General features: G+C 70.2%; 15 protein-coding genes. 9 read left to right on the top strand and 6 right to left on the bottom strand.

Annotation, left to right across the window (positions count from 1 at the left end):
- The 5 genes from ACAZ03_RS15110 (at window position 1) to ACAZ03_RS15090 (ending at window position 5,450) form a co-directional block, all read left to right on the top strand.
- A complete protein-coding gene (locus ACAZ03_RS15110; protein WP_373354893.1) occupies window positions 1-1,749 on the top strand; it encodes a heparinase II/III family protein in 1,749 nt (582 codons plus the stop codon).
- A 20-nt stretch (window positions 1,750-1,769) separates the two neighbouring features.
- On the top strand, window positions 1,770-3,350 hold the full coding sequence (gene purH / locus ACAZ03_RS15105) for a bifunctional phosphoribosylaminoimidazolecarboxamide formyltransferase/IMP cyclohydrolase (RefSeq protein ID WP_373354891.1): 1,581 nt from the start codon (window positions 1,770-1,772) through the stop codon (window positions 3,348-3,350).
- Window position 3,351: 1 nt separating this feature from the next.
- A complete protein-coding gene (lspA, locus tag ACAZ03_RS15100) occupies window positions 3,352-3,828 on the top strand; it encodes a signal peptidase II (RefSeq protein WP_373354889.1) in 477 nt (158 codons plus the stop codon).
- 54 nt (window positions 3,829-3,882) lie between these two features.
- The gene (locus ACAZ03_RS15095) at window positions 3,883-4,383 is read left to right on the top strand and encodes a DUF3035 domain-containing protein (RefSeq protein ID WP_373354888.1); all 501 of its coding nucleotides are present in this window, start codon (window positions 3,883-3,885) and stop codon (window positions 4,381-4,383) included.
- 206 nt (window positions 4,384-4,589) lie between these two features.
- Window positions 4,590-5,450, top strand: a complete 861-nt coding sequence (locus ACAZ03_RS15090) for an SDR family oxidoreductase (RefSeq protein ID WP_373354886.1) — start codon at window positions 4,590-4,592, stop codon at window positions 5,448-5,450.
- Here ACAZ03_RS15090 and ACAZ03_RS15085 read toward each other — a convergent pair.
- The 3 genes from ACAZ03_RS15085 to secA all read right to left on the bottom strand — a co-directional run bounded on the left by ACAZ03_RS15085 (window position 5,436) and on the right by secA (window position 10,993).
- Window positions 5,436-6,992, bottom strand: coding sequence for a substrate-binding domain-containing protein (locus tag ACAZ03_RS15085; RefSeq protein ID WP_373354884.1), 1,557 nt, complete (start codon window positions 6,990-6,992; stop codon window positions 5,436-5,438). The genes ACAZ03_RS15090 and ACAZ03_RS15085 overlap by 15 nt on opposite strands.
- Complete coding sequence (locus tag ACAZ03_RS15080) at window positions 6,989-8,095, bottom strand: translocase (protein ID WP_373354882.1); 1,107 nt, start codon at window positions 8,093-8,095, stop codon at window positions 6,989-6,991. The genes ACAZ03_RS15085 and ACAZ03_RS15080 overlap by 4 nt, the downstream gene beginning before the upstream one ends.
- A 141-nt stretch (window positions 8,096-8,236) precedes the next feature.
- Entirely contained in the window at window positions 8,237-10,993 is a 2,757-nt protein-coding gene (secA, locus tag ACAZ03_RS15075) for a preprotein translocase subunit SecA (RefSeq protein WP_373354881.1), read from the bottom strand.
- A gap of 163 nt (window positions 10,994-11,156) precedes the next feature.
- On the opposite strand from secA, the gene ACAZ03_RS15070 reads away from it, so the two are divergent.
- The 4 genes from ACAZ03_RS15070 (at window position 11,157) to ACAZ03_RS15055 (ending at window position 14,010) form a co-directional block, all read left to right on the top strand.
- Window positions 11,157-12,068 (top strand): peptidylprolyl isomerase, encoded by a 912-nt coding sequence (locus ACAZ03_RS15070; protein ID WP_373354878.1) that lies wholly within the window; start codon window positions 11,157-11,159, stop codon window positions 12,066-12,068.
- On the top strand, window positions 12,068-13,288 hold the full coding sequence (gene argJ / locus ACAZ03_RS15065) for a bifunctional glutamate N-acetyltransferase/amino-acid acetyltransferase ArgJ (protein WP_373354876.1): 1,221 nt from the start codon (window positions 12,068-12,070) through the stop codon (window positions 13,286-13,288). Before ACAZ03_RS15070 ends, argJ begins: the two co-directional genes overlap by 1 nt.
- 70 nt (window positions 13,289-13,358) lie before the next feature.
- Window positions 13,359-13,757 carry a (deoxy)nucleoside triphosphate pyrophosphohydrolase gene (locus tag ACAZ03_RS15060; protein WP_373354874.1) on the top strand — a complete coding sequence of 133 codons (399 nt, stop codon included), beginning with the start codon at window positions 13,359-13,361 and terminating at the stop codon, window positions 13,755-13,757.
- 103 nt (window positions 13,758-13,860) lie between these two features.
- The gene (locus ACAZ03_RS15055) at window positions 13,861-14,010 is read left to right on the top strand and encodes a hypothetical protein (RefSeq protein WP_373354873.1); all 150 of its coding nucleotides are present in this window, start codon (window positions 13,861-13,863) and stop codon (window positions 14,008-14,010) included.
- An 84-nt stretch (window positions 14,011-14,094) separates the two neighbouring features.
- Here the strand turns inward: ACAZ03_RS15055 and ACAZ03_RS15050 are convergent, their stop codons facing one another.
- The 3 genes from ACAZ03_RS15050 to ACAZ03_RS15040 are packed head-to-tail and all read right to left on the bottom strand — an operon-like array spanning window position 14,095 to window position 17,737.
- Window positions 14,095-14,514 (bottom strand): hypothetical protein, encoded by a 420-nt coding sequence (locus ACAZ03_RS15050; protein WP_373354871.1) that lies wholly within the window; start codon window positions 14,512-14,514, stop codon window positions 14,095-14,097.
- A gap of 56 nt (window positions 14,515-14,570) precedes the next feature.
- Window positions 14,571-17,111, bottom strand: a complete 2,541-nt coding sequence (gene infB, locus ACAZ03_RS15045) for a translation initiation factor IF-2 (protein ID WP_373354869.1) — start codon at window positions 17,109-17,111, stop codon at window positions 14,571-14,573.
- A complete protein-coding gene (locus tag ACAZ03_RS15040; protein WP_373354868.1) occupies window positions 17,111-17,737 on the bottom strand; it encodes an RNA-binding protein in 627 nt (208 codons plus the stop codon). The genes infB and ACAZ03_RS15040 overlap by 1 nt, the downstream gene beginning before the upstream one ends.
- Window positions 17,738-17,742 lie beyond the last annotated feature (5 nt).

The raw sequence follows: 17,742 nt of genomic DNA, 5'->3' as shown, positions 1-17,742 counted from the left end.
ATGGCACGGAGACCGAATTCGGCAGGGCGGGGCAGGCGGCTCGTCGACCGGGCGCATGCCTGGCGTGCCGGGCAGGGCGCCGCCGCCACCGGCTTCACCTCCTCCCCCGAGCCGCGCACCATCGGGCTCGTGGCGCGGGGGCGGCAGCTCCTCGCCGGCAATTTCCTCTTCGCCGGGCAGATCAGCACCGCGCCCGAGGCCTCCATCTGGGATGTGGCCGAGAGCGGCGACGGCGCCTTCGCCAGCGACATCCACGGCAGCGCCTGGCTCGATGACCTCGCGGCGCTCGGCGACCGCAAGGCCCGCGCGGCGGCGCAGACCTGGGTCTGGGAATGGATCGCCCGCTACGGCCACGGGATCGGCCCCGGCTGGCGGCCCGACCTCGCCGGGCGGCGGCTGATCCGCTGGATCAACCATGCGCTCTTGCTCCTGCGCGGGCAGGACAAGGCGGCGGCGGAGCTCTTCTATGCCTCGCTCTCGCGGCAGACGCGCTTTCTCGCCCGCCGCTGGAAGAGCGCCGCCCCCGGACTGCCGCGCATCGAGGCGCTGACCGGGCTCATCCATGCCGCCCTGTCGCTCGAGGGACTGACCGAGCTCGCCCGCCCGGCCATCGCCGCCCTCGCGAAGGAGTGCCGGGCCGAGATCGGCGCGGGCGGCGAGATCCCCTCGCGCAATCCCGAGGAGCTTCTGGAGCTCTTCACGCTGCTCGTCTGGGCCACCGAGGCGCTGGCGGAGGCGGAAACGCCGGCCCCCGCCGAGCTCACCGAGGCCATCGCCCGCATCGCGCCGACGCTCCGCGCGCTCCGCCATGCCGACGGGGGGCTGGCGCGCTTTCACGGCGGCGGGCGGGGGCTCGAGGGGCGGCTCGACCAGGCGCTGGCGACGGCCGGGGTACGGGGGCGCCGGGACGGGCTGGCCATGGGATACGCCCGCCTCGCCGCGGGGCGCACGACGCTGATCGTCGATGCCGCCCCGCCCCCCACCGGCGCCGCGGGGGCGGAGGCCCATGCCTCGACCCTCGCGCTCGAGCTCACCTCCGGCCGCCGGCCGCTGATCGTCAATTGCGGGCCGGGCACCAGCTTCGGCCCCGACTGGCGCCGCGCCGGCCGCGCCACGCCCAGCCATTCCACCTTGGTCATCGAGGGCTGGTCGTCCGCGCGGCTCGTCGAGGGCACCGGAGCCCTCACCGGCCGCGAGGTGCTGGAGGACGGGCCCGACAAGGTGCCGGCCGAGCTGGAGGACATGGGCGACCGCAGCCGCATCAATACCGGCCACAACGGCTGGCAGATGACGCATGGGCTGACCCATGCCCGCATCCTCGACCTCAGCTACGACGGCCGCTCGCTCTTCGGGGAGGATCTGCTGACGACGCTCTCCGACGCCGACAAGCGCCGCTTCGACCGGGCGATGGACGACCAGGCGTTGCAGGGCATCCCCGTGGCGATCCGCTTTCACCTGCATCCCGATGTCGAGCCCGCGCTCGACATGGGCGGCACGGCGGTGTCGCTGACGCTGCGCTCCGGCGAGGTCTGGCTGTTCCGCCATTCCGGCGATGCCGAACTGCGGCTCGAGCCCTCGGTCTACCTCGAATCCGGGCGCCTGCGGCCCCGCGCCACCTCGCAGGTGGTTTTAACCGGCCGGGCGATGACATATGCGACGCGCATCCGCTGGTCGCTCGCCAAGGCCCAGGAGACGCCGGATTCGCTCCGCGACCTCCTCGCCCGCGATGCGGCGCCCGAAGACGACTGACCCAACGAGCCGAGGCCCCCTTGAGCGACACCCGTCCTGTTACCCGCGCCCTCCTTTCCGTCTCCGACAAGACCGGCCTGATCGAGCTCGGCCGCGCGCTGGCCGCGAAGGGGGTGGAGCTTCTCTCCACCGGCGGCACGGCGGCGGCGCTCCGCGAGGCGGGGCTCGACGTGCGCGACGTGGCCGAGGTGACGGACTTTCCCGAGATGATGGACGGCCGGGTCAAGACGCTGCACCCGCGCGTGCATGGCGGGCTTCTGGCGATGCGCTCCGACGAGGCGCATATGGCGGCGGCGGAGGCGCACGGCATCCCGATGATCGACCTCCTCGTCGTCAATCTCTACCCCTTCGCCGAGACGGTGGCCCGGGGCGCCGCCTATGACGAGGTGATCGAGAATATCGACATCGGCGGCCCGGCGATGATCCGCGCCGCGGCGAAGAACCATGCCGATGTGGCGGTGGTCACCGACCTCGCCGATTATGCCGCGCTGACCGAGGCGCTGGAGGAGGGCGGCACCACGCTGGCTTTCCGCAAGCGGCTCGCCCAGACCGCCTATGCCCGCACGGCCGAATACGACGCCGCCGTCTCGACCTGGATGGCCGGCGCCATCGGCGAGGACACCCCGCGCCGCCGCGCCTTCGCCGGCGCACTGGCCCAGCCGCTCCGCTATGGCGAGAACCCGCATCAGGCGGCGTCCTTCTATCGCGATGGCTCGACCCGCCCCGGGGTGGCGAGCGCGAAACAGTGGCAGGGCAAGGAGCTCAGCTACAACAACATCAACGACACCGATGCCGCCTTCGAGGCGGTGGCGGAGTTCGGCGGCGATGCCCCCGCCTGCGTCATCGTCAAGCATGCCAACCCCTGCGGCGTCGCCCGGGGCGCCTCGCTCAAGGAGGCCTATGCCCGCGCCTTCGACTGCGATCGCACCTCGGCCTTCGGCGGCATCGTGGCGCTGAACGGCGCGCTCGATGCCGAGACCGCCGAGGCGATCACCGAGATCTTCACCGAGGTGGTCATCGCGCCGTCGGCCAGCGAGGCCGCCCGCGAGGTCTTCGCGGCCAAGAAGAACCTGCGCCTTCTGACCACCGGCGGCCTTCCGGACCCGTTGGCCCCGGGTATGACCTTCCGCCAGGTCTCCGGCGGCTTCCTCGTGCAGGGGCGCGACAACGGGTCGGTGGGGCTGGAGGACCTGAAGGTGGTCACGAAGCTCTCCCCCACCGAGGAGCAGATGATGGATCTTCTCTTCGCCTGGCGGGTCGCCAAGCATGTGAAATCGAACGCCATCGTCTATGCCAAGGGGCAGGCGACCGTCGGCATCGGCGCCGGGCAGATGAGCCGCGTGGACTCATCGCGCATCGCCGCCCGCAAGGCCGCCGACATGGCGGAGGCGCTGGGCCTGACGGCGCTGCCGACCCATGGCGCCGCCGTCGCCTCCGACGCGTTCTTCCCCTTCGCCGACGGGCTTCTGGCCGCGGCGGAGGCCGGCGCGAGTTGTGTCATCCAGCCCGGCGGCGCCATGCGCGACGACGAGGTCATCGCGGCGGCCGACGAGGCCGGGCTCGCCATGGTCTTCACCGGCATGCGCCATTTCCGGCACTGACATGCGGCTGACCCTGATCATCGCCGCCCTCGTCATCGCCCTCGATCAGGCGGTGAAATTCCTCGTCGTCGAATGGATGGGCCTCAAGGACGCGCTGGTGATCGACGTGATCCCGCCGTTCCTCAGCTTCCACATGGCGTGGAACCGGGGCGTCAATTTCGGGCTCTTCTCGGGGCTCGACATGCGCTGGATCCTCATCGGCCTCGCCGTGGTGATCTCGGCGCTCGTCCTCTCCTGGGTCTGGCGCGACCCGTCGCGGGTGCGCGTCAACATCTCGGCCGGGCTCCTCGTCGGCGGGGCGCTGGGCAATGTGATCGACCGGCTGCGCTACGGCGCGGTGGCCGATTTCCTCAACATGTCCTGCTGCGGGATCGAGAACCCCTTCGCCTTCAATATCGCCGACATAGGCGTCTTCCTGGGCGCTGTCGGGCTGGTGCTCTTCACCGGCAACGCGCCCGCGAAGAAGAAACCGAGGTGACGGCGGCGGCCGGGGCGGGTAGAACCCTCGGGCAATACGAGGGATAGGCGGGCTATGCGTCTGACAGGACGGGCAATTGTGATCGTGGGGCTGCTGACGGCCCTCTCCGCCTGTGGCGGGCGGACGCTGCATCAGCTCGATCACGGGCTCGCCGGGCCCGACGAGTTCTCCGTTCTGCCGACGGCGCCGCTCGTCATCCCCCGCGTCGCCACCCTGCCGCCGCCGACGCCCGGCGGGCAGAACCGCGCCGATCCGCAGCCGAATGCCGCCGCCATCGCCGCGCTCGGCGGCAATGCGGGTGCCGCCGTCGCCGGCGGTGTGCCCGCCACCGACGCTGCGCTCGTCGCCGCCGCCGGCGGCCGCGACCCCTCGATCCGCCGCACCTTGGCGGAGGAGGATGCCGCGTTCCGCAGCGGTGCCGTTGCTGCGTCCAACTCCGGCGCCGGGCGCTATTTCAACGCCTATCGTCGGCAGGCGCTCGACGCCTATGCCGAGCTGGAGCGCTTCCGCGCGGCCGGCGCGCGTGTCCCCTCCGCCCCACCTGCGGGCGGGTGAGCAAAAAATTGTCAGTAAATGCTTGACAATGAAGGCTACAGGCGGGTTTTGTACGCGTGGCCGCAAGGACTATGCCGCGATTTGGGGGCTGTCGTTCTGGCCGGTCTAGTTGAGCATTGCGCCCCGCTCCTGCCTCTGGAGCGGGGCGTTTCGCTGTCTGGTGCCCGGATTCGCAGCCTGTCCGACCTCCGCGAAGGGGCCTGCCCATGACCACGCTTCTCGTCTTCGGCCACGGCTATTCCGCCGCCGCGCTCAGCCGCCGGCTCGTCCCCGAGGGCTGGCGGGTCATCGGCACGACCCGGTCGGAGGAGGGCGCCGCGCGCGTGGCCGAGACGGGTGCCGAGCCGCTGCTCTGGCCGGGGGAGGACATCGCCCCCGCCCTTGCCGCCGCCACGCATCTGCTCATCTCCGCCGGGCCGGATGCCGAGGGCGACCCTGTGCTCCGCGCCATCGGGCCTGAGATCGCGGCCAAGGCGCCGGCGCTCGCCTGGGCCGGCTACCTCTCCACCACCGGCGTTTACGGAGATCACGGCGGCGGCTGGGTGACGGAAGAGACGCCGGCCGAGCCGGCGACGGCGCGCGGCGAGGCCCGCGTCGCCGCCGAGGCCGCCTGGGCCGCGGTGCCGGGCCTCGCGCCGCATATCTTCCGCCTCGCCGGCATCTACGGGCCGGGGCGGGGGCCGTTCGCGAAACTCCGCTCCGGCAAGGCGCGGCGGATCGTGAAGCCCGGCCAGGTGTTCAGCCGCATCCATGTGGACGACATCGCCCAGGTGCTCGCGGCCTCCATCGCCGCCCCCGCCCCGGGCCGCATCTACAATGTCTGCGACGATGATCCCGCCCCGCCGCAGGAGGTGATCGCCCATGCCGCGACGCTCCTCGGGATGGAGCCGCCCCCGGCGGTGCCGTTCGAGGAGGCCGAGATGGGCGAGATGGCGCGGAGCTTCTATGCGGAATCGAAGCGCGTCAGCAACGCGCGGATCAAGGAGGAGTTGGGCGTCAGGCTGCTCTACCCCGATTACCGGGCCGGGCTCGCGCAGATCCTCAAGGACGAGTCAGCGGAGCCATAGCTCCACCCGCCGGTTGCGCTCGCGGCCCCAGAGCGTGTCGTCGCAGGCGACCGGCAGCGCCTCGCCGAGCCCCGCATGGGCGAGGGTGACGCCGGGGGGGAGCGTGCCGCCGAGCGCGGCGAGCAGCGCCGCCTCCACCGCCGCCGCCCGGTCTTCCGACAGGGCGAGGTTGCGCGCGGCCGGGCCGAGCCGGTCGGAAAAGCCGATGAACATCAGCTCCCGCCCCGCATAGCGCCCATCCGTCAGCCGCCGCGCCAGCACGGCGAGCGACGAGCGGGACGGGCCGTCGAGCGCCACACCGCCCTCGCCGAAGCGGAAGGTCGGCGACAGGCGGGTGCGCGGGCCGAGTAGGTCGGCCATGTCGCGCAGGTCGCTCAGCACGATCTCCGCCCCCGCATTGCCGATGGCGGCGAGGAAGCGCTCGCCCTGCTCCGCCACCGGGATCTCCGCCGGCTCCTGCCCGATCACCCCGGCGCGGCGGAGGACGAGCTGCGCCTCGGGCTCGGCAAGCCAGGCGAGGAAGGCGGCGACATGGGGATGCTGGAGCCGCCGCGGCATGGTGAGCGTCAGCGGCAGGGTCAGCGGGTAATCCTCGGTGCGGATCGGCGCGGCATCCGGCGCCAGCGACAGGCCGCAGGGGCCGGAGACGGCGAGCGGCAAAGCCGGATCCGTGGCGCCGAAGGGCAGGAGCCCGAGGCCGGAGGGATCGGCCGCCACCGCCGCCGCGAGCTCGGCGGCGGGGAGCCGGCGCACCGCCGGGGCAAGCGCCCGGCCGGAGCGCTGCAGGAAGGCCGTCTCGAAATGCTGCGCCTGCCCGTCGGAGGGCTCCGCCAGATAGGCGTTGATCGGCCCCTGCGGCTGGCCGAGCGCCTCCCATTCGGTGATCTCGCCCGCATAGATGCGCACCAGATCGCGCAGCGCCAGCCGCGCCATCTGGCGGCCGGGCGAAACGACGGGCACCAGCGCATCGAGCGCCAGCACCTGCTGCTGCGCGCCGTCCTCCAAGGGCCCGAGCCCGGCGTCGCGGGCGAGCGACAGCTCCATCGGCGTCAGCGGCCGGTCGGCCAGCGCCATGTCGGCCTCATGGGCGAGGAGATCGGCGAAGCCGTCCTCCGTGCTCGTGGCGCGGAGCGCCAGCGTCAGCCCGGCCTCGCCGCCGAGCTGGTAGGTGACGAGCCCCGCCGCCTCCTGCCGCTCGAGGGGCGCGCCGAGGCCGCGGGCATAGGCCTCGATCAGGGCGGGCAGGATCAGCCCGGCCAGCCGCGCGGGGCCGGAGATGCGCAAGGTGGGCAGCCAGGTATCTGGATCGGGGCAGGCGCCCTCGCACTCCATCCCCTCATAGGCCAGCGTCATCTCGCCAAAGGGCCCGGCGATGCGGATGTTCTGCCCGTCGAAGCCGAGGAACTCTCCGGTGAGCTCCAGCCCGCCGCTGGGCTCGCGGAGCGTCACCTCTTCGGCAGAGGCCACAGAGGGCAGAAGCGCGGCCAGCGCCGCGCCCCGGATCCACATCCCGAGGGAAATCTGACGTCGCTGGCGCTTCATGGCGCCGCGAGTGTCAGGTCCTCCAGCATGTTTGACAATACAAGATATTCGCCGAGCGAGTTGCAATCGGGCAGGGTGACCGTCAGGTCCACGGCCCGCGGCTGGGCGCCGGGGCGGAGCTGCAGCGATTGCGCCGCGACCGGCTGGCCGCAATTGTCGGGCGTGATCACCGCCTCGACGGACAGCGCCACCTCGCCCGGCATCGCAGCGGCGGTGGGGAAGGTGTAGATCTCGGCGAAATAGGCATGCTCGGGCGTCTCGGTGCCGAGCTCGGTCATGTAGCCGCCGGCGCCGGTCAGCGCCGCCTCGGCCGCGCCCGGCGCGCCCCACCAGACATGGCCGGCGTCGTCATAGCCGGCGCCGTATTCGAGCGCATGGAGCTCGACGCCGGTCGTGCCCTCCCACTGCAGGACGGCGCGGTCGTAGGCGCCGATATCCGGCACGTCGGCGGTGGCCGAGAGGCTCTCGCCGCCCGCGATCTCGGCGATGAACGCCGCCTCGCCGGAGAGGGCGGGGACGGTTACGTCCAGCCGGCCGGCTGCGTCGGTGAGGGCGGTGAAGATCATGCCCCGGTGGTGGATCGTGACGCCCCGGTTCGCGGCGCAGGGCGCGTGAAGGTCGAGCGCCACCAGAGCGCCGGGCAGGGCGGTGGCCGTGAGGGCCGAATCGCAGCTCGGCTGGGCGAGGAGGGCCGCCCCGGCAGGGGCGGCGCCCAGAGCGGCGATGAGGAGCGGCCCCGGAGGGGCCAGCGCCGGCGCGTCAGCGCCGGCCGGCAGGCGCGGCAGCGCCGTCTCGGGCAGGGCGCCCGCAATGAGAAGCGGCGCAGCCGCATCGGCGAGCGGCACGGTGGCCTCCGGCGTCTGGGGGGCAGAGACGAGGCGGGGCTGGGGATCGGCCTCGAGGGCGGGCAGGGGCTCGGCGGCGCGGGCGGCGACGGGCTCCGGCACGGGTGCGGCGACGGGGTCGGTCGCAGGGGCAGGCGTGGCCGGTCCCTCGCTCCCGATCCGGGCTGCGAGCGCGTCGTCATTCTGCATGACGAAACCGATGGCGAGCGCGGCCGCGAAGGTCGCGAAGGCGATGGTGATCTTGCGAAGACTTTTCACTGGCCCACACCCCTCGTTCATGAGGTTTGAGCCAATTTTTGCCGATCCAAGGTGGCCCGGCTAAGGCCCGGCCAAGGAGTCTTTAGGGCCGGAATCGGGCGGCGCCGGGGCCGCCCGCCAGATTCAAGGCGGCGCTAGGCGTCAGAATTTTCCGTGGCAGTGCTTGAACTTCTGCCCGGATCCGCAGGGGCAGGGGTCGTTCCGCCCCGGGTCGCCCCAGGTGGCGCGGTCGTCGGGGTCGAAGCCCGGGCGGGCCTCGCCGGCAGCCGCGGCGCCAGCGCCGGCCGCGGCGCCCGCCATCGCCGGGGCGGCCGCCGCGGCGGCGCCCGGGGTGGTCGGCGTCTGCGCCCCGCCGGCGGCGGCAAGGCGGCGGCGCTGTTCCATCACCTGGGCCAGCATCGCCTTCTGCTCGTCCTCCGTCATCGGGCGGACGGCGCAGAGCTTCTGCGTGACCTCGGCGCGGAGCGACTCAAGGAGCGCCCCGAAGAGCTGGAAGCCCTCGGTCTTGTATTCGTTGAGCGGATCGCGCTGCGCATAGCCGCGGAAGCCGACGACGGCGCGCAGGTGCTCGAGCTGTAGCAGGTGGTCGCGCCACTTGGCGTCGATGGTCTGCAGCAGCACCTGTTTGCGGAGGTCGCGGAAGGTCTCCTCGCCGAAGGCGGCCTCCTTCTCGGCGATGAGCTTGTCGCTCTCCGTCTCCAGCCATTCGCGGATCTCGACGTCGTCGATCCCCTCCTCGGCGGCCTTCTCGACCACCGGCAGGTCGAGCCCGAGGATGGTCTTCACCTGCTCCTGCAGCTCCTCGGTCTTCCACTGGTCGGCATAGGCGCGGGGCGGCATGGCGGTGGCGACGAGATCCTCGATCACCTGATGGCGCATGTCGCGGGTGATCTCGGCGACGTCCTCCGCCTCCATGATCTCTAGCCGCTGGCCGAAGATGGCCTTGCGCTGGTCGTTCATCACGTCGTCGAACTTGAGGAGCTGCTTGCGGATGTCGAAGTTGCGGGCCTCGACCTTCGCCTGCGCCCGCTCGAGGCTCTTGTTCACCCAGGGGTGCACGATGGCCTCGCCCTCCTTCATGCCGAGCTTGCCGAGCATGTTGTCGAGATTGGCGGAGTTGAAGATTCGCATCAGGTCGTCTTCGAGCGAGAGGAAGAAGACCGAGCGCCCCGGGTCGCCCTGCCGGCCGGAACGGCCGCGGAGCTGGTTGTCGATCCGGCGGCTCTCGTGCCGCTCGGTGCCGAGAACGAAGAGCCCGCCGGCGGCCAGCACGGTTTCCTTGTCGGCCCGCGTTTCCGCCTCGGCGGCGGCGCGGATCGCCTCGGGGTCGGCCTCGGGATCGGCCTCCAGCGCCTGCATGACCTTCATGTCGGTGTTGCCGCCGAGCTGGATGTCGGTGCCGCGGCCGGCCATGTTGGTGGCGATGGTCACCGCGTTCGGCTTGCCGGCCTCGGCGATGATATGCGCCTCGCGCTCGTGCTCGCGGGCGTTGAGCACGTTGTGCGGCACGCCTTCCTTCTGCAGGAGCTGCGAGAGCATGTCGGATTTCTCGATGGAGGTCGTGCCGACGAGGATCGGCTGGCCCTTGGCATGGGCGACCTTGATCTCGTCGACGATGCCCTCGAACTTCTCGCGGGCGGTGCGGTAGACCTGATCGTGCTCGTCGGCGCGGGCGACGGGCCGGTTGGTCGGCACCTCGACGACGCCGAGCCGGTAGATCTCCATGAACTCCTCCGCCTCGGTGGCGGCGGTGCCGGTCATGCCGGCGAGCTTGTTGTAGAGGCGGAAGTAGTTCTGGAAGGTGACGGAGGCGAGCGTCGTGTTCTCCGGCTGGATGGCCACGCCTTCCTTCGCCTCGATCGCCTGATGCAGCCCGTCGGAGAGGCGGCGCCCCGCCATCATCCGGCCGGTGAATTCGTCGATCAGCACCACCTGGCCGTCCCGCACGATATAGTGCTGGTCGCGCATGAAGAGCCGGTGCGCCTTGATCGCCTGGTTGACGTGGTGGACGAGCGTGGTGCTCTGCGGGTCATAGAGGCTCTGCCCCTCCGGCAGCAGCCCCTCGGCCAGCAGCATTTCTTCCAGCGCCTCGTTGCCCTCGTCGGTGAAGGTGACGTTCCGCGCCTTCTCGTCGAGCTCGTAATGCTCGTCGCTGAGGCGGGGGATGAAGGCATCCACCTCCTTGTAGAGCTGCGAGCGGTCCTGCGCGGGGCCGGAGATGATGAGCGGCGTGCGCGCCTCGTCGATGAGGATCGAATCGACCTCGTCGACGATGGCGAAGTTATGCCCGCGCTGCATCATCTCGGAAAGCTGGGCCTTCATGTTGTCGCGGAGGTAGTCGAAGCCGAGCTCGTTGTTCGTGGCATAGGTCACGTCGGCCTTGTAGGCCTCGCGCTTCTCGGCCTGCGGCTGCTGCGGATAGACGACGCCCGTGGTCATGCCGAGCTGGGCATAGACCTTGCCCATCCACTCGGCGTCGCGCTTGGCGAGGTAGTCGTTGACCGTGACGATATGCACGCCCTTGCCGGTCAGCGCGTTCAGATAGGCCGGGAAGGTGGCGACCAGCGTCTTGCCCTCGCCGGTCTTCATCTCGGCGATATTGCCCTGATGCAGGAAGATGCCGCCAAGAAGCTGCGTGTCGAAGGCGCGGAGGCCGAGCGCCCGGCGCGCCGCCTCGCGGCAATTGGCGAAGGCCTCGGGCAGAAGCGCATCGAGGCTCTCGCCGGCCTTCGCCCGCTCGGCGAGCGCGGCGGTCTTGTCCTTCAGGCCGTCGTCGGTGAGCTTCTCGAACTCCGGCTCGAGCGCGTTGATCTTCTCCACCAGCGGCAGGGTCGCCTTCACCCGGCGGTCGTTGGGTGTACCGAAGACCTTCTTGGCCAGCGAAGAAATGCCCAGCATATCCTGATCCCTGCTGTCTCAACTTTCGAGGAGGTTGGTTGCCGCCCTCCGGGGGGCGGCATAAACAGGCCGCAATCGCGGCTTCCCCGGCCTTCGGGCGATGTAAGGGGCGGCCCCTGAAGTGTCAACGCCGGGGCCAGCCCGGCCAGGGAAGGAACACCTTATGTTGAAGCAATCCACGGCGCTCGCCGGCCTGATTCTGGGCCTCGGCCTTGCCGCTCCGGCCATCGCCCAGGACGAGCCTGAAGCGACGGCAGAGACGACGGAAGAGACCACGGCAGAGATTGAAACCGCCGGCGATCTGACCGCCGAGACCGTCATCGCGACGGTCGACGGCGTCGAGATCACGCTCGGCCAGATGATCATCGCCAAGAGCCAGCTTCCGCAGCAATACCAGTCGCTGCCGGCCGACGTGCTCTTCGACGGCGTGCTCACCCAGCTCATCCAGCAGCAGGCGCTCGCCGCCACGATGACGGACGAGCCCGCCCGCGTGACCATCGCGCTCGAGAACCAGCGCCGCAGCCTGATGGCCGGCGAGGCGCTCACCGCCTTCCTCGAGGATGCCGTCAGCGAAGAGGCGATCCGCGCCGCCTATGACGAGGCCTTCTCCGAAGCCGGCGGGGCGCTCGAATACAACGCCAGCCATATCCTCGTGCCGACGCAGGAGGACGCTGCCGATGTCATCGCCCGGCTCGAGGCCGGCGAGGAATTCGCCGCGCTCGCGCAGGAGCTGAGCGAGGATCCGGGCTCGGGCGCCAATGGCGGCGGCCTCGGCTGGTTCGGCGCCGGAATGATGGTCGAGCCCTTCCAGGCCGCCGTCGAGACGCTGGAGGTCGGCGAGGTCTCCGGCCCGGTCGAGTCGCAATTCGGCTGGCACGTCATTCTCCTCAACGAGACGCGCGAGCAGGAGCCGCCGGCCTTCGAAGAGGTCGCGGGCGATATCGAGGCGCAGCTTCAGGAGGAGGCGATCAACACCTACCTCACCGAGCTGACCGAAGGCGCCGAGGTCGACCAGCCGGAGCCGGGCACCTATCCGGCCGAGGTCCTGAACGACCTCACGCTCCTGGAGGAGTGATGGCAGGGCCGGTCTCGCCGCTGGCGCCCGCCGCCTTTCCCGCCCTGCCGGCCATCGCCGGGGTCCGCCTCGCGGCGGCCCAGGCGGGGGTGCGCTACAAGGGGCGGACGGATGTGATGCTGGCCGAGCTTGCCGAGGGCACGGCGGTGGCGGGGGTCTACACCCGCTCCGCCACCCGCTCGGCGCCGGTGCTCGACTGCCAGGCGAAGACCGGGGGGGAGGCGGCGGGCCGCGCCGCCTTCCTCGTCAATTCCGGCAATTCCAACGCCTTCACCGGCCGCGCCGGTGTCGAAGCGGTGGAGGCGCTGACCGCCGCCGTCGAGGCGGCGACGGGCATTCCGGCGGCGCGGGTCTTCACCGCCTCGACCGGGGTCATCGGCGAGAAGCTCCCGCATGAGCGCATCGCCGCCAAGCTCGGCGAGCTGAACGAGGCCCTGGATGCAGGCGCGCTCGAGGCCGCCGCGCGGGCGATCATGACGACGGACACCTTCCCGAAGGGCGCCTCCGCCGAGGTCGAGATCGGTGGCAAGCCGGTGAGGATCGCCGGCATCGCCAAGGGCTCCGGCATGATCGCGCCCGATATGGCGACGATGCTGGTCTATATCTTCACCGATGCGAAGATCGCCCAGCCGGAGCTGCAGGCGCTGCTCGGGCGCCTCACCGACCGCACGTTCAACTGCATCACCGTCGACAGCGACACCTCCACCTCCGACACGCTCCTCTGCGCCGCGACCGGCGCGTCGGGCGTGGATGTGGCGGGCTCGGAGGCCTTCGCGGAGGCGCTGGAGGCGGTCATGCTCGACCTCGCCAAGCAGGTCGTGCGCGACGGCGAGGGGGCGACGAAGTTCGTCGAGGTCCGCGTGACGGGCGCGGCGGACGAGGCCGACGCCCGCAAGGTGGCGCTCGCCATCGCCAATTCGCCTCTGGTCAAGACGGCGGTGGCGGGGGAGGACCCCAACTGGGGCCGCATCGTCATGGCCGTCGGCAAGTCGGGCGCCAAGGCCGACCGCGACCTCCTCTCCATCTCCTTCGGTGACATACTCGTCGCCGAGAAGGGCTGGGTCTCGCCGGAGTACCGCGAGGAGCAGGGGGCCAGCTACATGAAGGGGCAGGAGCTGGTGATCGGCGCCGACCTCGGCCTGGGGCAGGGCGCGGCCACCGTTTGGACCTGCGACCTCACCAAGCGCTACATCGAGATCAACGCGGATTACCGGTCATGATGCTGCGCTGCGGCGGGGCTGGCGGCGGAAAGCGCGGGGCTTTCGCCTCTCCGGAGATCGACCTCCTGTGGTGAAGACCGTGCTCGTCTCCGCCGTCGCGCTGATCGACAGCGACGGCCGGGTGCTGCTGGCCCAGCGGCCGGAGGGCAAATCGATGGCCGGGCTCTGGGAATTTCCCGGCGGCAAGGTCGAGGAGGGCGAGACGCCGGAGGCCGCGCTGATTCGCGAACTCCACGAGGAACTCGGCATCGAGACCTGGGATTCGTGCCTGGCGCCGCTCGCCTTCGCCTCGCACGCTTATCCGGATTTTCATCTTTTGATGCCACTTTACGCGTGTCGTCGCTGGCAGGGCGTGCCGCGCCCGCGTGAAGGTCAGGTGCTCAAATGGGCGTTTGCGCGGGAGTTGAGCGGTTTTCCCATGCCTCCCGCCGATCTGCCGCTGATCCCGATCCTGCGGGACTGGCTGTAGGCACTCGGCCCAGATTTTTTTCATATCTGTCAAAAATCTATCGCAAATACGGCCGAAATGTGCATTTCTATGCAAACCGTGTTTGGGGGCGGGAGAGAGAAAAATGCTGACGACAATCACGATTGGTAGCTGCGTGTCCGTCCAGGGCCTGCTGGTGAAGCAACTGGCCGACGGCAAGGCCGTGGTCCGGGTGAACGACCAGTTCTATGCCGGGCGTCCCGTTCTCGCCAAGGCGAGCAACGCCGAGCACTGACCCCGGCCGCACCGGGCAAAGAGGCGTCGCACCCGCGGCGCCTCTTCGCATGTCCGGGCCCCGGTTTGCTGCGCTGCGGCAGTGCTAGCGCAGCACGGGGCGGACGAGCCGCACATAGGCCGCGAAGACCGCGACCATGACGAGCAGGCCGACATCGAAGAGCGCGGAGCCGAGCCCGAAGATCGCCCCCCGGTCCATCACCAGGAAAGTCACCGCCAGCAGCGCCCCCTGTGCCGCCAGCGCCACGAGGCTGGCGGGCCAGGCCAGGCGCCGCCGCGCCAGAAGCAGCAGCGCCGCCGCCACGGCCGCCCAGATGGCAAACCCCCAGAGCAGCGCCGTGGCGAGCGGATAGCCGGCGTAATAGGCCCGCTCCGCCGGGCCCAGCCCCAGGCTGTCCATATAGGCTGTATCGGCGCCCAGCAGCATCGCCTGATCCCAGACGCCGAGGGCGGAGAGGGCAAGGAAGGCGAGGCCGACGGGCCAGAGATGCCAGGGTGTCCGCATCAGTCCCCCCAGACGAAAAAGGGCGGCCCGAAGGCCGCCCTCTTGGTCTCTGATCGTCAGAGCGACCGTTCGACGGTCTCTCTTTCGAAGATCTCGATGACGTCGCCGGCGCGGATGTCTTCGTAATTCTCGAAGGCCATGCCGCATTCCTGGCCGGACTGCACCTCGGACACCTCGTCCTTGAAGCGCTTCAGCGTCTTCAGCGTGCCCTCGTGGATCACCACGTTGTCGCGCAGCAGACGGACGCCGGCAGAGCGCCGGGCAACGCCTTCGGTGACCAGACAGCCGGCAACCTTGCCGACGTTGGAGACCTTGAAGACCTCCTTGATCTCCGCATAGCCGATGAAGCGCTCGCGCACCTCGTCGGAGAGCAGGCCGGAGGCCGCCGCCTTCACGTCGTCCACCAGGTCGTAGATCACCGAGTAGTACCGGATCTCGACGCCCTTCTGGTTGGCCGCCTGGCGGGCCGGGGCATTGGCGCGGACGTTGAAGCCGATCACCGGCATGCCGGAGGCTTCGGCGAGGCCGATGTCCGATTCGGTGATGGCACCGACGCCGGAATGGAGCACGCGTACGCGCACCTCGTCGTTGCCGACCTTCTCCAGCGCCTGGACGATGGCCTCGGCAGAGCCCTGCACATCGGCCTTCACCAGCACCGGCAGCTCGGCGACGTCCTTGTCGTCCTTCGCCTTCTGCATGAGCTGCTCGAGGGTCGTCGCGGCGCCGACGGCGGCGCGCTTCTCCTTGGCGACGTTCTCGCGGTATTCGGCGATCTCGCGGGCCTGCGCCTCGGTCTCGACGACGTTCAGGACGTCACCGGCCTCGGGCGTGCCGTTGAGGCCGAGCACCTCGACCGGCACCGACGGCCCGGCTTCCTTCACCCGCTCGCCCTGATCGTTGATCAGCGCGCGGACCTTGCCCCACTTCTCGCCGACGACGAAGATATCGCCGGTCTTGAGCGTGCCGTTCTGGATGAGCACCGTCGCCACCGGGCCGCGCCCGACGTCGAGCTGCGCCTCGATCACCGCGCCCATGGCCGACCGCTTCGGGTTGGCCTTGAGCTCGAGAACCTCGGCCTGCAGCGCGATCGATTCCAGCAGGTCGTCGAGACCCTTGCCGGTGACGGCGGAGACTTCGACATCCTGGACATCGCCCGACATCTTCTCGACGACGACTTCGTGCATCAGAAGCGCGGTGCGCACCTTTTCGGCATTGGCCTCGGGCTTGTCGATCTTGTTGATCGCCACGATCATCGGGACCTTCGCCGCTTTGGCGTGATTGATGGCCTCGACCGTCTGCGGCATGACCGCGTCATCGGCGGCCACGACGAGCACGACGATATCCGTCACCTGCGCGCCACGGGCCCGCATGGAGGTGAAGGCGGCGTGGCCGGGCGTGTCGAGGAAGGTCAGGAGGTCGCCGTTCGGCGCCGCGACCTGATAGGCCCCGATATGCTGGGTGATGCCGCCGGCCTCACCGGCCGTGACATTCGCCTTGCGGATCGCGTCGAGGAGCGAGGTCTTGCCGTGGTCTACGTGGCCCATGATCGTGATGATCGGGGCGCGGTTGACCAGATCCTCGGGCTTGTCCTCGATCGAATCGATGACCTGCTCGACGTCGGCATCCGAGACACGCTGGATCTTGTGACCGAATTCCTCGACCACGAGCTCGGCGGTGTCGGCGTCGATCGACTGGTTCTGCGTGACCATCATGCCGTTGTTCATCAGCGCCTTGACGACATCGCCGACGCGTTCGGACATGCGGTTGGCCAGTTCGTGCACCGTGATCGCCTCGGGCACCTGCACCGTGCGCACGACCTTCTCGCGCTCGACCGAGCCGCCCATCGCCTTCTGGCGGGCACGCTCCTGCTTGCGCTTCATGGCGGCCATGCTGCGCTGGCGGCCACCGCCTTCGCCGAGCGCCTGGTTCAGCGTCAGGCGGCCGGTGCGGCGCGTGTCTTCGTCACGGCCGGGCTTCGGCCGGCCGGCGGTCTTGTCGCCGCTGCGGTTGTCGCGGTTGTCGCGGTCGGCCTTGCGCGGGCCGCCGGCACGGCCGGCTTCGGCCTGCTGGGCGGCCGCCTGGGCATCGGCGGGCGAGGCGGAGGGCGCGGCGGTCGCCGTGGCGGCGGGCGCGTCTTTCTTGCGGGCACCGGCACGCTTGGCCTCTTCGGCCTCGCGCTTCTGGCGCTCTTCTTCCTCGGCGCGGGCTTTCAGGGCCTCCTCGCGCTCTTTCTCCTCGCGCTCCTTGGCCTCGGCCTCGGCGCGGCGGCGGTCGCGCTCTTCGGCGCGCTCCTTTTCCTCGGTCGCGCGCTTCTCGGCCTCGTCGGCCTCGCGGGCGCGGGCCATCGCGAGCGCCTTCATGCGGCGCTCAAGCTCGGCCTCGGAAATGCCCGCCGGGCGCTTCTTGGGGTCGCCGCTCACAGCTGCGCCGCCGCCTGCACCGGAGCCGGTGCTGGCCTTGGGAACGACCACGCGCTTGCGCTTGGTCTCCACCACGACGTTCTTCGTGCGGCCATGGCTGAAGCTCTGCTTCACATTGCCCGGCCGGGAGCCAGAACCACGCAGCCCAAGAGGCTTCTTGCCGTCGGTATCGCTCATCAAACTTCTTTATCCTTTCCGGCAGCGACCGGCGCCGCCGAGATCTCTCGCATGCCGCGGAGTTTCGCGGCTTCCTCTACAACACGGTCGCTGAGCGCGCCAGATGCGAGCGCGCCATGTATCACAGATTGACGCCCGAATGCCAAACCCAATTCAGACGCGCTCAGGCAGCCAAAATAACGGGCGCCCGTCGGGGTCCAGAGCTTGGTCTTGCCGCGCTCGGACCCGTCGGACGCCTGAAGGAGAACGCGGGTGCCGCCCTTTTCCAGCGCGGCCTTCACCTTCTCGAATCCGCAGACCGCAAGGCCTGCCTTCCGGGCGAGAGATATAAGCTCGCAGACGCGTCTGGCAAGCTGCCGTTCGACTTCATCGGCCAATCCGTCCGGAATAGTGACCGGCCCCTTCGCCCCGCGGGCGAACTGGCCGGCCTTCGCCTTCTCGATCACGGCGCGCTCGGCGGTGACCCAGATGCCGCGGCCGGGGAGGCGGCCGAGGATGTCGGGCACGATCACGCCCTCGGGCGAGGCCACGAAGCGGACGAGGCCGCTTTTCGGCCCCGTCTCGCCCGTGACGATGCACCGCCGCTCGGGCTCGTCCCTTGTCTTCGACTGTCCGCCGCGACTCATGTCTG

It is taken from the genome of Pseudoroseicyclus sp. CXY001, assembly GCF_041714655.1.
Lineage (GTDB): Bacteria > Pseudomonadota > Alphaproteobacteria > Rhodobacterales > Rhodobacteraceae > Pseudoroseicyclus_A.
The sequence above is the reverse complement of the archived record's forward strand: the minus strand, read 5'-3'. Positions and strand labels throughout refer to the sequence as shown.

Bases quoted from the DNA above. Each gene is read 5' to 3' on its own strand.
- ACAZ03_RS15110 (WP_373354893.1), top strand. From the start codon at position 1: ATGGCACGGAGACCGAATTCGGCAGGGCGGGGCAGGCGGCTCGTCGAC.
- lspA (WP_373354889.1), top strand. From the start codon at position 3,352: ATGCGGCTGACCCTGATCATCGCCGCCCTCGTCATCGCCCTCGATCAG.
- ACAZ03_RS15095 (WP_373354888.1), top strand. From the start codon at position 3,883: ATGCGTCTGACAGGACGGGCAATTGTGATCGTGGGGCTGCTGACGGCC.
- ACAZ03_RS15090 (WP_373354886.1), top strand. From the start codon at position 4,590: ATGACCACGCTTCTCGTCTTCGGCCACGGCTATTCCGCCGCCGCGCTC.
- ACAZ03_RS15085 (WP_373354884.1), bottom strand. From the start codon at position 6,992: ATGAAGCGCCAGCGACGTCAGATTTCCCTCGGGATGTGGATCCGGGGC.
- secA (WP_373354881.1), bottom strand. From the start codon at position 10,993: ATGCTGGGCATTTCTTCGCTGGCCAAGAAGGTCTTCGGTACACCCAAC.
- ACAZ03_RS15070 (WP_373354878.1), top strand. From the start codon at position 11,157: ATGTTGAAGCAATCCACGGCGCTCGCCGGCCTGATTCTGGGCCTCGGC.
- argJ (WP_373354876.1), top strand. From the start codon at position 12,068: ATGGCAGGGCCGGTCTCGCCGCTGGCGCCCGCCGCCTTTCCCGCCCTG.
- ACAZ03_RS15055 (WP_373354873.1), top strand. From the start codon at position 13,861: ATGCTGACGACAATCACGATTGGTAGCTGCGTGTCCGTCCAGGGCCTG.
- ACAZ03_RS15050 (WP_373354871.1), bottom strand. From the start codon at position 14,514: ATGCGGACACCCTGGCATCTCTGGCCCGTCGGCCTCGCCTTCCTTGCC.
- infB (WP_373354869.1), bottom strand. From the start codon at position 17,111: ATGAGCGATACCGACGGCAAGAAGCCTCTTGGGCTGCGTGGTTCTGGC.
- ACAZ03_RS15040 (WP_373354868.1), bottom strand. From the start codon at position 17,737: ATGAGTCGCGGCGGACAGTCGAAGACAAGGGACGAGCCCGAGCGGCGG.